At 64.6% G+C, this 13,922-nt stretch carries 14 protein-coding genes and 1 riboswitch; of the genes, 11 read left to right on the top strand and 3 right to left on the bottom strand.

Features of this window, described 5'->3' with window-relative positions:
• Positions 1-121 precede the first annotated feature (121 nt).
• The 5 genes from pstC to phoB are packed head-to-tail and all read left to right on the top strand — an operon-like array spanning position 122 to position 4,234.
• Complete coding sequence (pstC, locus tag K3F49_RS17235; RefSeq protein ID WP_234682147.1) at positions 122-1,111, top strand: phosphate ABC transporter permease subunit PstC; 990 nt, start codon at positions 122-124, stop codon at positions 1,109-1,111.
• Between the two features lies 1 nt (position 1,112).
• The gene (gene pstA / locus K3F49_RS17230; RefSeq protein WP_234682146.1) at positions 1,113-1,958 is read left to right on the top strand and encodes a phosphate ABC transporter permease PstA; all 846 of its coding nucleotides are present in this window, start codon (positions 1,113-1,115) and stop codon (positions 1,956-1,958) included.
• Positions 1,955-2,776, top strand: coding sequence for a phosphate ABC transporter ATP-binding protein PstB (pstB, locus tag K3F49_RS17225; protein WP_234682145.1), 822 nt, complete (start codon positions 1,955-1,957; stop codon positions 2,774-2,776). The genes pstA and pstB overlap by 4 nt, the downstream gene beginning before the upstream one ends.
• 11 nt (positions 2,777-2,787) lie before the next feature.
• Positions 2,788-3,504: a phosphate signaling complex protein PhoU gene (gene phoU / locus K3F49_RS17220; RefSeq protein WP_028155152.1), complete on the top strand. Its 717-nt coding sequence runs from the start codon at positions 2,788-2,790 to the stop codon at positions 3,502-3,504.
• Positions 3,505-3,526: 22 nt separating this feature from the next.
• Positions 3,527-4,234 (top strand): phosphate regulon transcriptional regulator PhoB, encoded by a 708-nt coding sequence (gene phoB, locus K3F49_RS17215; RefSeq protein ID WP_234682144.1) that lies wholly within the window; start codon positions 3,527-3,529, stop codon positions 4,232-4,234.
• Between the two features lie 201 nt (positions 4,235-4,435).
• On the opposite strand, the gene K3F49_RS17210 is transcribed toward phoB, so the two are convergent.
• Positions 4,436-4,948: a GcrA family cell cycle regulator gene (locus K3F49_RS17210; RefSeq protein WP_234682143.1), complete on the bottom strand. Its 513-nt coding sequence runs from the start codon at positions 4,946-4,948 to the stop codon at positions 4,436-4,438.
• 453 nt (positions 4,949-5,401) lie between these two features.
• Here K3F49_RS17210 and K3F49_RS17205 point away from each other — a divergent pair, with 453 nt between their 5' ends.
• From K3F49_RS17205 to K3F49_RS17195, 3 genes are all read left to right on the top strand, one after another.
• Positions 5,402-6,604: an aspartate aminotransferase family protein gene (locus K3F49_RS17205; RefSeq protein ID WP_234682142.1), complete on the top strand. Its 1,203-nt coding sequence runs from the start codon at positions 5,402-5,404 to the stop codon at positions 6,602-6,604.
• Positions 6,604-7,527, top strand: coding sequence for an ornithine carbamoyltransferase (argF, locus tag K3F49_RS17200; RefSeq protein WP_234682141.1), 924 nt, complete (start codon positions 6,604-6,606; stop codon positions 7,525-7,527). The genes K3F49_RS17205 and argF overlap by 1 nt, the downstream gene beginning before the upstream one ends.
• 160 nt (positions 7,528-7,687) lie before the next feature.
• Positions 7,688-8,695, top strand: coding sequence for an Hsp33 family molecular chaperone (locus K3F49_RS17195; RefSeq protein ID WP_234682140.1), 1,008 nt, complete (start codon positions 7,688-7,690; stop codon positions 8,693-8,695).
• A 113-nt stretch (positions 8,696-8,808) separates the two neighbouring features.
• On the opposite strand, the gene apaG is transcribed toward K3F49_RS17195, so the two are convergent.
• The gene (gene apaG / locus K3F49_RS17190) at positions 8,809-9,201 is read right to left on the bottom strand and encodes a Co2+/Mg2+ efflux protein ApaG (RefSeq protein WP_187437084.1); all 393 of its coding nucleotides are present in this window, start codon (positions 9,199-9,201) and stop codon (positions 8,809-8,811) included.
• Positions 9,202-9,397: 196 nt separating this feature from the next.
• Here apaG and K3F49_RS17185 point away from each other — a divergent pair, with 196 nt between their 5' ends.
• Genes K3F49_RS17185 through K3F49_RS17175 form a run of 3 tightly spaced genes read left to right on the top strand, consistent with a single transcriptional unit; the run spans position 9,398 to position 12,462 of the window.
• Positions 9,398-10,678 carry an OpgC domain-containing protein gene (locus K3F49_RS17185; RefSeq protein ID WP_234682139.1) on the top strand — a complete coding sequence of 427 codons (1,281 nt, stop codon included), beginning with the start codon at positions 9,398-9,400 and terminating at the stop codon, positions 10,676-10,678.
• Positions 10,678-11,448: an SGNH/GDSL hydrolase family protein gene (locus tag K3F49_RS17180; RefSeq protein ID WP_234682138.1), complete on the top strand. Its 771-nt coding sequence runs from the start codon at positions 10,678-10,680 to the stop codon at positions 11,446-11,448. Before K3F49_RS17185 ends, K3F49_RS17180 begins: the two co-directional genes overlap by 1 nt.
• A 12-nt stretch (positions 11,449-11,460) precedes the next feature.
• The gene (locus K3F49_RS17175) at positions 11,461-12,462 is read left to right on the top strand and encodes an SGNH/GDSL hydrolase family protein (RefSeq protein ID WP_234682137.1); all 1,002 of its coding nucleotides are present in this window, start codon (positions 11,461-11,463) and stop codon (positions 12,460-12,462) included.
• Between the two features lie 110 nt (positions 12,463-12,572).
• Here K3F49_RS17175 and K3F49_RS17170 read toward each other — a convergent pair whose 3' ends face one another.
• Entirely contained in the window at positions 12,573-13,769 is a 1,197-nt protein-coding gene (locus K3F49_RS17170; RefSeq protein ID WP_234682136.1) for an O-succinylhomoserine sulfhydrylase, read from the bottom strand.
• A 70-nt stretch (positions 13,770-13,839) separates the two neighbouring features.
• Positions 13,840-13,919, bottom strand: a riboswitch (SAM riboswitch).
• Positions 13,920-13,922 lie beyond the last annotated feature (3 nt).

Below are 13,922 nucleotides of genomic sequence, written 5' to 3'. Positions count from 1 at the left end.
CGAGACCCACAAGAACGAGGCCCCGGATCAGCGTCGCAATGCTTCGCAGCTAGCGCCGCATCCGGGGCACGAGACCAACAAAAAGCGTGTATTCTTGGTATAGGGGATCGGCGTGGCAGAAATGGCCGTTCAGAGCGATATCGTCGACGACGCCGGACCATATGATCGCGCCAAGGCCTTGAGCGCGTTCAAGCTCGGCGATGTCACCTTCTACTGGATCACGCGGCTCAGCGCGATCTCGGTGCTTCTCATCCTCGGCGGCATCATCCTGTCGCTGATCGTCGGCGCCTTCCCGGCGATGAAGGAATACGGCTTCGCGTTCCTGTGGACGCAGCGCTGGGCGCCCTCGGCCGATCCGCCCGTGCTCGGCGCGCTCGGACCGATGTACGGCACGCTCGTCACCTCCTTCATCGCGATGCTGATCGCCATCCCGGTCGGTCTCGGCATTGCGATCTTCCTCACCGAGCTCTGCCCGCAATGGCTGCGCCGCCCGATCGGCATGGCGATCGAGCTGCTCGCCGGCATTCCCTCGATCATCTACGGCATGTGGGGCTTCTTCGTGCTGGGTCCGTTCCTGGCCAACACCTTTCAGCCCTTCATGATCAAGATCTTCGACGGCGTCCCCGTGCTGGGCGCGATCTTCGCGGGTCCGCCGTCCTATCTCAGCCTGTTCAACGCCGCGCTGATCCTCGCCATCATGGTGCTGCCCTTCATCACCTCGATCTCGGTCGACGTGTTCAAGACGGTGCCGCCGGTGCTGAAGGAAGCTGCCTACGGTGTCGGCTGCACGACCTGGGAAGTCGTGCGCAGCGTGGTGATCCCCTATACCCGCGTCGGCATCATCGGCGGCGTCATGCTGGCGCTGGGCCGCGCGCTCGGCGAGACGATGGCGGTGACCTTCATCATCGGCAACTCGTTCCGCATCTCGTCCTCGATCTTCGCGCCGGGCACCACGATCTCGGCGGCGATCGCATCCGAATTCGCCGAGAGCGACGGCCTGCACCAGTCCGGCCTGATCCTGCTCGGCCTGCTGCTGTTCGTGCTGACGTTCTTCGTGCTCGCCGGCGCCCGGCTGATGCTGATGCGGCTGGAAAAGAAGGCGGGGAACTGACATGAACCCGATTTATTCACGTCGCCGCCGCAAGGACATCGTGATCCGTGGGCTCTGCTTCGGTGCTGCCGCCTTCGGCGTCACCTGGCTCGCGCTGATCCTGATCACGCTGCTCTATAACGGCCTGGCCGGGTTGAACCTCGAGCTGTTCGCTGCGGACACGCCGCCTCCGGGCTCGACTGAAGGCGGTCTGCGCAACGCCATCGTCGGCTCGCTGATCATGACCGTGATCGGCGTCGGCATCGGTGCGCCGCTCGGCCTGTTCGCCGGCACCTATCTCGCCGAGTACGGCCGCAACGACAAGCTGACCTCGGTGATCCGCTTCATCAACGACATCCTGCTCTCGGCACCCTCGATCATCATCGGCCTGTTCATCTACGGCGCGGTAGTGGTGCCGATGCGCGGCTTCTCGGCGATCGCAGGCTCACTCGCGCTCGCCGTCATCGTGATCCCGGTGGTGCTGCGCACGACCGAGGACATGCTGCTGCTGGTGCCGAACGCGCTGCGCGAGGCGGCTTCCGCCCTCGGCCTGCCGCGCTCGCTGGTGATCAAGCGCATCGCTTACCGTGCGGCGCGCTCGGGCCTCATCACCGGCGTAATGCTGGCCACCGCCCGCGTCGCCGGCGAGACCGCGCCGCTGCTGTTCACCGCACTGTCGAACCAGTTCTTCAGCCTGGGCCTGAACAAGACCATGGCGAACCTGCCGGTGACCATCAACAACTTCGTGCAGAGCCCGTATGCCTACTGGAAGCAGTTGGCCTGGAGCGGCGCCCTGCTGATCACGTTGACCGTGCTTGCGCTGAACATTGGCGCGCGCATCCTGAGCGCCGAGAGGACCGCAAAATGAGCGAAATGTCTGTTTCCGTCAGTACGCCCGCCGTTCATCCCGGCTCGCAGCCCTTGCCCGAAGCGCCGGCCAAGGTGACGGTCCGCAATCTCAACTTCTATTACGGCGAGCACCACGCGCTGAAGAACATCAATCTGGCGCTCGGCACCAACCGCGTCACGGCGTTCATCGGACCGTCGGGCTGCGGCAAGTCGACCCTGCTGCGCATCTTCAACCGGATGTACGACCTCTATCCGGGCCAGCGCGTCTCCGGTCAGCTGATGCTCGACCAGACCAACATCCTCGATCCCAAGCTCGACCTCAATCTGCTGCGCGCCCGCGTCGGCATGGTGTTCCAGAAGCCGACGCCGTTCCCGATGACGATCTACGAGAACATCGCCTTCGGCATCCGTCTCTATGAGAAGATCTCGAAGTCCGAGATGGACGATCGCGTCGAGAAGGCGCTGCGCGGCGGCGCGCTGTGGAACGAGGTCAAGGACAAGCTCAATGCCTCCGGCCTGTCGCTCTCCGGCGGCCAGCAGCAGCGCCTCTGCATCGCCCGCACCGTCGCGGTGCGGCCCGAGGTGATCCTGTTCGACGAGCCCTGCTCGGCGCTCGATCCGATCTCGACCGCCAAGGTCGAGGAACTGATCCAGGAGCTGTCCGAGAACTACACGATCGCGATCGTGACCCATAACATGCAGCAGGCGGCCCGCGTTTCCGACAAGACCGCTTTCATGTATCTCGGCGAGCTGATCGAGTTCGACGACACCAGCAAGATCTTCACGTCGCCGACCGACCGGCGCACGCAGGATTACATCACCGGCCGGTTCGGCTGAGGAGACGGCACATGGGTTCTGAACATACCGCAAAGGCCTTCGACACCGACCTCCAGGAGCTCACGCGCCTGGTCGCCGAGATGGGCGGCATCGCCGAGCGCATGATCGTCGATTCCGTCGATGCACTGATCCGCCGCGACGTCGCGCTCGGCCAGCGCGTCGTCACCATCGACGCCGAGCTCGACGCGCTGCAGAAGAAGATCGAAGAGCGTGCCGTGCTCACCATCGCGCGCCGCCAGCCGATGGCCGTGGACTTGCGCGAAATCGTCGGCGCCATGCGCGTCGCGACCGATCTCGAGCGCATCGGCGATCTTGCCAAGAACATGGGCAAGCGCGTCGCGGCGCTGGAGACGGATTTCCACCCGCTCAAACTGTTTCGCGGCCTCGAGCACATGACCGACCTCGTGCAGCAGCAGGTCAAGTCGGTGCTGGACGCTTATGCCGCGCACGACCTGCCGGCGGCGATGGCGGTCTGGAAGGGCGACGAGGAAGTCGACGCCATTTGCACCTCGCTGTTCCGCGAGCTCCTCACCTACATGATGGAGGACCCGCGCAACATCTCGTTCTGCATCCATCTGATGTTCTGCGCCAAGAACATCGAGCGGATCGGTGACCACGCCACCAACATCGCCGAGACCGTGTTCTACATGATCGAAGGCCAGGCCATCACCGACAAGCGGCCGAAGGGCGACATGACGACCTTCGCCACCACGGTCCCGAACACCTGATTACGCAAGGAGCGACGACCCCATGGGCGCACGCATTATGGTGGTTGAGGACGAGGAAGCTCTCACCGAGCTCCTCCGCTACAACCTCGAAGGCGACGGCTATGACGTCGAGACGGTGATGCGCGGCGACGATGCCGACACCCGTCTCAAGGAGCACATCCCCGATCTGATCGTGCTCGACTGGATGCTGCCGGGCCTTTCCGGCATCGAGCTGTGCCGCCGGCTGCGTGCGCGGTCGGACACCAAGCAGCTGCCGATCATCATGCTCACCGCCCGCGGCGAGGAAAGCGAGCGGGTGCGGGGCCTTGCGACCGGCGCCGACGATTACATCGTCAAGCCGTTCTCGGTGCCCGAGCTGCTGGCGCGCGTGAAAGGCCTGCTCCGGCGCGCAAGCCCGGAGCGGCTCGCCACCATCCTGGCTTTCGGCGACATTGAGCTCGATCGCGATAAGCGCCGCGTGGCGCGCTCGGGCCGGCCGATCGATCTCGGCCCGACCGAATATCGCCTGCTGGAGTTTTTCCTGGAGCATCCCGGCCGCGTGTTCTCGCGCGAGCAACTGCTCGACAGCGTCTGGGGTCGCGACATCTATATCGACGAGCGCACCGTCGACGTGCATATCGGCCGCCTGCGCAAGCTGCTCAATCTCGGCCGCGAGCAGGACCCGATCCGCACCGTCCGTGGCGCGGGCTATGCGCTGGACGATCGGTTTGCGAAGGCCGAGCAGGCGTAGGGTTTGTGACTCTGAGCGAGGGCGGCTGAGGCCACAGTCTCAGTCGCCGTCCCGGACAAGCGAAGCGCAGATCCGGGACCACTGTGTGAGCGCTTGCGCTCGTCGCGGTAACCACAGGGGTGTAGGCGGGGACGACACAGACTTGGTTGAGCCGTCATCGTGTGACGGCCGTCGTCTTTCTAATCAGCTAGATCTGCAAACTCAGCGCGGACCCGGCTTCGCCGGCGCACGCCTGCGATCTGACGCCGGCTGATACGCCACCCGCGAGTGCTGGGCGCAGTAGGGCAGACCGGAGAGGGCCTTGCCGCCGCAGAAGAAGAAATCCGGGCTCGAGGGATCGCCGACCGGCCAGTGGCAGGTCGCCTCGTTCAGCTCGAGCAGCGACAGCCGCTGGCTCATCGGCACCACGTTGTCGTAGGTGACCGGTTCAGCCTCGACCTCGACCTCGAAGGCCTGCGCCAGCGCGGTATTGCCGCGCGCGATGGGTCTGCTCACCCGCATCATGTGCTGCGCTGGACGCGCCTTGCGCGGCCGTGGAGCTGCCGAGGACGGGCTCTTGGCGCGGCCCGACAGGCCGAGCCTGTGCACCTTGCCGATCACCGCGTTGCGGGTGACATTGCCAAGCTCAGCGGCGATCTGGCTGGCCGAAAGTCCGGCCTCCCAGAGCTTTTTCAGCTGTTCGACGCGATCGTCGGACCAGGTCAAAACGGTCATTGCACCCTTTCCTTCGCCGCGCGACGGCCATGTCGGGGCCGCACGACGAATGCCTAAGCTTCGAAAAACCCGTGCCGCCGGAATCCCTTAAGGCTCGCCGGGCGCAATGAGACGCCCGAACGTTTACGCCGGTACATGAGGACTTTAGGGATCAGAACCGCTGCACGAGATGTCGTATCTGACAAGCCAAACGCTACAATATGGCGTGACTCACGCGCAAGAGTCCGCCGACTCGCTTCCACATGTTCCGTGGCCAAAAACCCGAAAATCGAGCACCGCAAGACTACGGAATCAGCGTTTCGCGGGGCTTTCCGGGCGGCATTGACACCAATGGTGCCAGGCATAAGATAGTGACACGTGCCGCCCTTAAAAGGCGGCACGTTTCGTTTTCCGGACCAATGATGCGCTGCGCAACGCACGTTCAGGCCGTCCGAAACATCCAAAGAGACCATCATGACCAACAGCGCTGCGCCGCATTTGCTCCCCGTTTTCGCCAGGACCGACATCGGTTTTGAGCGCGGTGAAGGCGTCTGGTTGATCGCCACCAATGGCGATCGCTATCTCGATTTCACCTCGGGCGTGGCGGTGAATGCGCTCGGCCATGCACATCCCGCGCTGGTCAAGGCGCTGCAGGAGCAGGCCACAAAACTCTGGCACATGTCGAACCTGTTCCAGAGCCCGGACGGCGAGAAGCTCGCCGCGCGTCTCTGCAACGAGAGTTTTGCGGACTTCGTGTTCTTCTGCAATTCCGGCGCCGAGGCGCTGGAGGGCGTGATCAAGCTGGTCCGGCATCATCACTTCTCCAAGGGACATCCGGAGCGCTACCGCATCATCACCTTCGAAGGCGCCTTCCACGGCCGCACGCTGGCGACGCTGGCTGCAACCGGCTCTGCAAAATATCTCGAAGGCTTTGGTCCGCCGATGGACGGTTTCGACCAGATCCCGCACGGCGACATCGAGGCCGTGAAGAAGGCGATCGGCCCGGAGACCGCCGGCATCCTGATCGAGCCGATCCAGGGCGAGGGCGGCGTGCGTTCGGCGACGCCTTCTTTCCTGAAGGCGCTGCGCCAGCTCTGCGACGAGAAGGGCCTGCTGCTCGCCTTCGACGAGGTGCAGACAGGCATGGGCCGCACCGGCGATCTCTTCGCTCATCGGCGCACCGGCGTCACGCCTGACGTGATGTCGCTGGCGAAAGCGCTCGGCGGCGGCTTCCCGATCGGTGCGGTGCTGGCGACCGCGGACGCGGCCTCCGGCATGGGGCCCGGTTCGCACGGCTCGACCTTCGGCGGCAATCCGCTGGCGATCTCGGCTGCGAACGCCGTGCTCGACGTCATGCTCAAGCCCGGCTTCTTCGATCACGTGCAGAAGATGTCGCTGCTGCTCAAGCAGAAGCTCGCCTCCGTGATCGACCGTCACTCCGATGTCGTCAGCGAAGTTCGCGGCGAGGGGCTCCTGATCGGCATCAAGGCCGTGGTGCCCTCCGGCGATCTGGTCGCAGCGCTCCGCAACGAGAAACTGCTCACTGTCGGCGCCGGCGACAATGTCGTGCGCTTCCTGCCGCCCTTGATCGTCACCGAAGCCGAGATCGAGGAGAGCGTCGAGCGGCTCGAGCGCGCCTGCACTGCGCTGTCTGGCAACAAGCGGGCGGCAAGCTGATGAGCAAGACGCCAAAGCACTTCCTCGATATCAACGAGCTGCCGCTGTCGGAGCTCAAGAGCATGCTCGCGGCCTCCTCAGCCATGAAGGCGAAGCAGAAGGCGCATCAGCCGGTCAGGCCGCTGGAAGGCAAGACGCTGGCCATGATCTTCGAGCGCCCGTCGACCCGCACGCGCGTGTCGTTCGACGTCGCCATGCGCCAGCTCGGCGGTGAGCCCATCATGCTCACGGGTGCCGAGATGCAGCTCGGCCGCGGCGAGACCATTGCCGACACCGCGCGCGTGCTGTCGCGCTATGTCGACGCCATCATGATCCGCATCCTCAATCACGATGCGCTGCTGGAGCTCGCAGCGAACGCGACGGTGCCTGTCATCAACGGCCTGACGCGGCGCTCGCATCCCTGTCAGGTGATGGCGGACCTCATGACCTTTGAGGAACACCGCGGCCCGATCGAGGGCAAGACGGTGGCCTGGACCGGCGACGACAACAACGTGCTGGCGTCCTGGGCGCACGCGGCCGAGCGCTTCAAGTTCCAGCTCAACGTAGCAACCCCGCCGGAGCTCGCTCCGAAGAAGGTGATGCGCGATTTCATCAAGGCTACCGGCGCGCCGATCGTGCTCGGCTCCGATCCCGAGGCCGCCGTGAAGGGTGCCGATTGCGTCGTGACCGACACCTGGGTGTCGATGGGTGACAAGGAAGGCGAGCACCGTCACAACGTGCTCAAGCCCTACCAGGTCAATTCGAAGCTGATGTCGCTGGCCAAGCCCGACGCGCTGTTCATGCACTGCCTGCCCGCTCATCGCGGCGAGGAGGTCACCGACGAGGTGATCGACGGCCCGCAATCAGTCGTGTTCGACGAGGCCGAAAACCGCCTGCATGCGCAGAAGGGCATTTTGGCCTGGTGTTTTGACGCGGTGAAGTAACGTTGCGGTTAGGCGATGACTCGGAGATGTCACCGCCGGCAATAACTAATCCGGCGGTTATGGATCCCGGGTTCGCGCTTCGCGCGCCCCGGGACAACACCGAGCTTGAGGTCCCCTCGCGCCCCTTCCATTTTCACTCTCCGACCCCAGATAAAGCGCCATGGTTTCCCAATCCCCTGACATGAAAACCGGGCTAGAGAGCCCGGTTCGCGCGCCATCCCCGGTTCCGATCGATGACGCCGTGCTGCCTTACGAGGTCGACGCGCTCGATGTGCGCGGTCGGCTGGTTCGGCTCGGCCCGGCGCTCGACGAGATCCTGACCAAGCACGATTATCCGGCGCCGGTCGGCAAGCTGCTCGGCGAGGCCATCGTGCTGACCACGCTGCTCGGCTCGGCGCTAAAATTCGAGGGCCGTTTCATCCTGCAGGCCCAGACCGACGGGCCGGTGTCGTTTCTGGTGGTGGACTATCAGGCGCCGGATCGTCTGCGCGCCTATGCACGCTTCGACGCCGACCGCCTCGGTGACACCAGGGATTCCGGCACGCTGCTCGGCCGCGGCCATCTCGCCATGACGATCGACCAGGGGCCGGACATGAGCCGTTACCAGGGGCTGGTCGCGCTCGACGGCGGCAGCCTGGAAGACGCCGCTCACGAATATTTCCTGCGCTCCGAGCAGATCCCGACGCGCGTGCGCCTCGCGGTCGGCGAAGAGTGGCGCTCGAGCGACGGCGGCAAGCATCGCTGGCGCGCCGGCGGCATGCTGATGCAGTTTTTGCCGAAGGCGCCGGAGCGCGCGCGGCAGGCCGATCTGCATCCCGGCGACGCGCCCGATGGCGTCGAGGTGCACGCCGTCGCCGAGGACGATGCCTGGGTCGAGGCGCGCTCGCTGATCGAAACCGTCGAGGACGTCGAGCTGATCGATCCCGATCTCTCCGGCGAGCGGCTGCTCTATCGTCTCTTCCACGAGCGCGGCGTGCGCGTGTTCAATCCGTTGGTGCTGAAAGCGCAATGCTCCTGCTCGCGCGACGCGGTCGCCTCGATGCTGAAGAGTTTTTCGCCGGACGATCGCTCCGCCATGGTCAAGGACGACAAGGTCGTCGTGACCTGCGAGTTCTGCTCATCGGTGTACGAGTTCACGCCGGATGAAGCGGGCGTGGAAGACGCGTAGCAAGCTATCGTAGGGTGGGCAAAGGCGCACTTGCGCCGTGCCCACGACCTCTCGACGACAGCAAAGAACGTGGGCACGCTTCGCTTCGCCCACCCTACGGCACCCGCGCTCGCCTAGTTCAACACCCGCTTGTTGTCCGGGCTATCCAGCGAAAACGTCGGCACGTCGATCTCGAAACGTTCGCCGCTCGCGCTGACCATCTGGTAGCGGCCGGTCATGAAGCCGGAGGCGGTCGAGAGGGGCACGCCGGAGGTGTATTCGAAGCGCTCGCCGGGGGCCAAGGTCGGCTGCTCGCCGACCACGCCTTCGCCCTTGACCTCCTGCTGCCGGCCGGAGGCGTCGGTGATGATCCAGTGCCGCGTCTTGAGCTGCACGGTCTCGTCGCCGGAATTGGTGATGACGATGGTGTAGGACCAGAAATAGCGCGAGCGGTCGGCCGACGACTGCTCCGGAACAAAGTTCGGCTCGACGGTCACTTCGATCTGACGGGTCACGGCGCGGTACATGATTGCCATCATAACGAAAACCCGGCCGGGAACCAAACGCCGCGGGCGGCTTTCGCGACATCGTCCCGCCAGAATTGGCAGGGAAGTACACCCTCACAGAATACACCCGTATGTGATCCCGCCGCTTTGCGAGGCGGCGACGGGACCGGTACACTCCTCAAACGTCGCGATTTTGCGGAAGGGTTTTTGGGCCCCGATGACCATTGCCGATCAAGTGACGGGATCGACGATCGCGGGAACCGCGGGTGCCAAGCCCGCGGAGGCCAAGCTTGTGGAGGCCAAGCCCGCGGCAGCGCAGCCGCGCGCGCCGGCGATCACGCTGCCCGCCATCGGCGAGCGCGAGCTCAGGCTCGACCTGTTCCGAGGGCTGGCGCTGTGGCTGATCTTCATCGACCATCTGCCGCCGAATCTGCTGACTTGGTTCACGATCCGCAATTACGGCTTCAGCGACGCCACCGAGATCTTCATCTTCATCTCCGGCTACACGGCTGCCTTCGTCTATGGCCGCGCCATGCTGGAGAGCGGCTTCGTCATCGCCACCGCGCGCATCCTGCGCCGGTGCTGGCAGATCTATGTCGCCCACGTCTTCCTGTTCACGATCTTCCTCGCCGAGATCTCCTACGTCGCGACCAGCTTCGAGAATCCGCTCTACACCGAAGAGATGGGGATCATGGACTTCCTCAAGCAGCCCGATGTCACCATCGTGCAGGCGCTGCTCTTGCGCTTCCGTCCCGTCAACATGGACGTGCTGCCGCTGTACATCGTGCTGATGCTGGCGCTGCCGCTGATCCTGTGGTCGATGAAGTGGCGGCCCGATGTGACGCTCGCGCTCTCGGCGCTGCTCTACGCGGCGACCTGGGAATTCGACCTCTACTTCTCGGCCTACCCGAACGGCTTCTGGGCTTTCAATCCTCTCGCCTGGCAATTGCTCTTCGTGTTCGGGGCCTGGTGCGCGCTCGGAGGTGCGCGACGCATGTCGCGCATTCTGGCCTCACCCGTGACGATGTGGATCTCGATCGCCTGTCTCGTCGGGGCGTTCTACGTGACGCTCACCTGGTACGTGCCGCAGCTCGGCCATCTCATGCCGAAGCGGCTCGAGCAGTGGATGTATCCGATCGACAAGACCGACCTCGACGTCCTGCGCTTCACGCATTTTCTGGCGCTGGCCGCGCTCACCGTGCGCTTCCTGCCGCGGGAGTGGCCGGGCCTGAAATCGCCGTGGCTGCGGCCGCTGATCCTGTGCGGCCAGCATTCGCTGGAGATCTTCTGCCTCGGCGTCTTCCTGGCCTTTGCCGGCCATTTCATCCTGGCCGAGGTCTCCGGTGGACCGGGCATGCATGCGCTGATTAGTCTCTCCGGAATCCTGATCATGTGGGGCGTCGCCTGGGTGATTTCGTGGTACAAGCGCGTGGCCGACAAGAGCGGTACGAAAACCAAAGCCGCCGCCGGCAACGCCGATCTGGCGGGAGGGGGCTGATGAAGGCGAAGGTTCTCCTGAGCCTGATCCTGCTGTGCGCTGGTCTCGTCGCGCCTTCGGCGCGCGCGGGCGACGCTGTGCCTGCCGCGCCCGCAGCCTGCGAATTGCCGCCCTATCTGCTTGCCACCGACAGCCAGCTCCACAAGGTCGCCGAGACCGTCAAGGCCGGCAAGCCGCTCGAGATCCTGGTGATCGGCAGCCGCTCCACCACCATTCCATCCTCGGAGGACAGCTCCTATCCGGCGCGCATGCAGGCCATTCTGAAGGACAAGCTGCCGCCTGCGGAGACCGTGCACGTATCCGTAGAAATACAGAGCAAGAAGACCGCGGAGGAAGCCGCCGGAACCTTCGTTAAGCTGATGGAAGCAAAAACACCTACTTTGGTCATCTGGCAGACCGGGACCGTGGATGCTATCCGATCCATCGATCCCGACGATTTCCGCGGTGCCGTGACCGAAGGGGTCGCTGCATTGCAAAATGCAGGGGCCGACGTCGTCTTGATGAATTTGCAGTACAGCCCGCGTACCGAAACCATGATCTCGGCGCCGCCTTATCTCGATAATATGCGGGTGGTGGCGCAGGAGCATGATGTCCCGCTGTTCGACCGTTTCGCGATGATGCGGCAGTGGAATGACCAGGGTCAGTTCGACCTGTTCAGCCCCTCCCGCGGCCCTGAGCTCGCGAAACAGGTCCATGATTGCATCGGCCGTGCGTTGGCGCAGTTTGTGATCGACGCTGCCCATCTGGGGCCGGGCCAGCAGCAAAATTGAGGTCTAGCGTTAATGAGTTCTCTCCGCCCTTTTGGCCTGTCGACATGGCTGGCCGCGTCCGCAGCGGCGGCGCTGCTGATGCTGACGCCCGTGTTGCAGGCTTCTGCTCGCGCTCAAACCGCCCAGGCGACCCCCGCTCCGCAGCAGGCTGCTAATCCCGCACCGGCATCACCGTCCCAGACGACCGTCGCCGCAACCAGCCCGGCGGCTGGCGAGCAGCGCGGCCTCACCTCGCGCGCCATCGACAAGGTGAAGCAGGTCGCGAAATCCGCCGGCGACATCTTCCGCCGCGTGCCGTGTCTCGCGCCGAAGGGCGGCTCGAAGACGATGGGCTCGCTGCCGCATGTTGCGAGCAAGCTCATCGCCGGCCAGCCCGTCGTCATCGTCGCGTTCGGCTCGTCATCGACGGCGGGCTACGGCGCAAGCTCGCCCGACTTCAACTATCCGAACCGTCTCGCCGCGCAGCTGCACCGGCAATATCCCACGGCGAACATCACCGTCATCAACGCCGGAATCGGCGGCGAGGACGCGCCCGAGATGATGAAGCGCCTCCAGAAGGAGGTGATCGACGTGCATCCGGATCTCGTGATCTGGCAGGTCGGCACCAATGCCGTGCTGCGCGATCTCGATCCCGGCGACACCGCCAGGATGGTCGAGGACGGCGTCACCCGCATCCAGGCCGCAGGCGATGCCGACGTCGTGCTGGTCGACCCGCAATATTCGCCGCGCGTCACCGAACGTCCCGAGAGCGCGAGCAAGATGGTGAAGCTGCTCGGCAAGGTCGCCGCGCTCCGTCACGTCGGCATCTTTCCGCGCTTCGAGGTGATGCGCGACTGGCACGAGAAGCAGGCGCTCCCGGTCGAGAGCTTTGTCATCGCCGATGGCCTGCACATGAACGATTGGGGCTATGCCTGCTTCGCCCAGCTGCTCGGCGACGACATCATCCGCTCGGTCGGCCAGATCAAGCTGGGGGTGAACGTGCCCGCGGACGTGCGGACCTATCGGCCGATGTAGGACTCGGTGCCGTAGGGTGGGCAAAGGCGCAAAGCGCCGTGCCCACCATCTATCGGTTTAGTCGCCGGATTGGTGGGCACTTTGCCCACCCTACAATATCGAATGCGTGGCTACGCCTTCTCCAGCGCCGCCGTCAGATCCTCGATCAGATCATCCGCATGCTCGAGCCCTGCCGAGAAGCGAATGAATCCTTCGCCGATCCCGAGCTCGGCGCGTACCTCCGGCTTCAGCCGCTGATGCGTCGTCGTCGCCGGATGCGTCACGAGGCTCTTGGCGTCGCCGAGATTGTTCGAGATCTTTGCAAGCTTGAGCTCGTTGAGCACGCGGAATGCCGCGGCCTTGCCGCCCTTGACCTCGAAGCCGACCAGCGTCGAGCCGCCGCGCATCTGCTTCTTCACCAGCGCGGCCTGCGGATGATCGGCGCGGCCGGGATAGACCAGTCGCGCAATCTTGCGATGGCTCGCCAGCACGTCGGCGATGCGGCCTGCGGTGTCGGTCTGCGCGCGCACGCGCACGCCGAGCGTCTCCAAGCCCTTGAGCAGGACCCAGGCATTGAACGGCGAGATCGACGGGCCGGTCTGGCGCATGAAATTGTGGATGTGCTCGGCGATGAAGGCTTCGGAGGACAGGATGATGCCGCCGAGGCAGCGGCCCTGGCCGTCGATGTGCTTGGTCGCGGAGTAGACGACGACGTCGGCGCCGAGCGCGAGCGGGCTCTGCCAGATCGGCGTCGCGAACACGTTGTCGACGACCAGCCGCGCGCCGCCGCTATGCGCAATCTCGGCAATCGCGGGAATGTCGAGCACGTCGAGCGTCGGATTGGTCGGGCTCTCCAGGAAGAACGTCTTGGTGTTGGGCTTGAGCGCGCGTTGCCACTGGTCGAGATCGGCTCCGTCGACCAGCGTGGTCTCGATGCCGTAGCGCGGTAGCAGATCCTGGATGACGTAGAGGCACGAGCCGAACAACGCCTTCGAGGCGACCACGTGGTCACCAGCCTTGAGCGGCGCCAGGATCGCGGTCGTCACCGCGGCCATGCCGGTCGCCGCCGAGCGCGCGGCCTCGGCGCCTTCGAGCTCGATCATGCGGCGCTCGAACATCGCGATGGTCGGGTTCGAGTAGCGCGAATAGATGAAGCCGGGGTCCTCGCCCTTGAACCGCGCCTCGCACTCCTCGGCGCTGTTGTAGACATAGCCCTGGGTCAGGAACAGCGACTCCGACGTCTCGCCATATTGCGAGCGCAGGGTGCCGGAATGGACCAGGCGGGTTTCGGGACGGTATTGCGTGGTGGACGCCGGGGACTTCGACATAGGCTCTCCTCTGCGTGACCATCGAAAATGGTCACAAAAAAACCGGCCTGGATATATCCACGGGCCGGGATCACAGAGGTCCCCGGCCTGTTTAGCGACTTATTTAACGTGGCTGCAAGCCGGCCGGCTCAAATCACCACGGGATAAGTGATG

It is taken from the genome of Bradyrhizobium monzae (genome assembly GCF_021458635.1).
In the GTDB taxonomy this organism is placed as follows: Bacteria; Pseudomonadota; Alphaproteobacteria; order Rhizobiales; family Xanthobacteraceae; genus Bradyrhizobium.
Note: the sequence above shows the minus strand (reverse complement) of the source record. Positions and strands in the feature narration are given on the sequence as shown.